Source organism: Pseudomonas sp. HMWF006, from assembly GCF_003061205.1.
Classification (GTDB): Bacteria; Pseudomonadota; Gammaproteobacteria; order Pseudomonadales; family Pseudomonadaceae; genus Aquipseudomonas; species Aquipseudomonas monsensis.
Genome location: NZ_QAIU01000527.1, coordinates 1 through 512, shown reverse-complemented (window position 1 = coordinate 512; position 512 = coordinate 1). Strand labels below are relative to the sequence as shown.

General features: G+C 63.3%; 2 pseudogenes. One reads left to right on the top strand and one right to left on the bottom strand.

The features are described 5' to 3' along the window. Window positions 1-129: pseudogene (locus DBR24_RS33435) on the bottom strand (hydroxyacylglutathione hydrolase); the annotation flags it as partial. A gap of 66 nt (window positions 130-195) precedes the next feature. Here DBR24_RS33435 and DBR24_RS23770 point away from each other — a divergent pair. After that, window positions 196-512 (top strand): annotated as a pseudogene (locus DBR24_RS23770) (SAM-dependent methyltransferase); the annotation flags it as partial.

The following is a 512-nucleotide window of genomic DNA, read 5'->3' as shown; positions in this document are numbered from 1 at the left end:
GGCGTCGAGCCACGCCAGCACTGGCGCGGCATCGCCCGGATCGACCACCGCGCAGCGTTGGGAGCGGTGATCCTGTAACAACCAGATGTAGTTGTCGGTGAACGCGGGCAGGGCACTGATCTGTATCATTGTCGGAATTCGCCAAGCGGAAAACATTGGCGCATCTTAGTAGTTCCTGGCGCGTTGGAGAATGACATGACCGATAAAGCGTTCGCTCAGGCCGATCCGGACTGGCTGGCATTGATCAGCGCCGCACGTGAATGGCTGTCGGGGCCGCTCGGGCAATTTCTGCTCGACGAAGAGCGGCGCATGCTTGAAGACGAGCTGGGTCGCTTCTTCGGTGGTTATCTGGTGCATTACGGCCCGTCCGCGCAAACCCCGCCCTCGGCACCGCAGGTTCAGCGCAACGTGCGCCTTGGCGCGCCGCTGCCCGGGGTCGAGATCGTCTGCGAAGAACAGGCCTGGCCGCTGAGCGAGCATGCCGCCGACGTGGTGGTGATGCAGCACGGCCT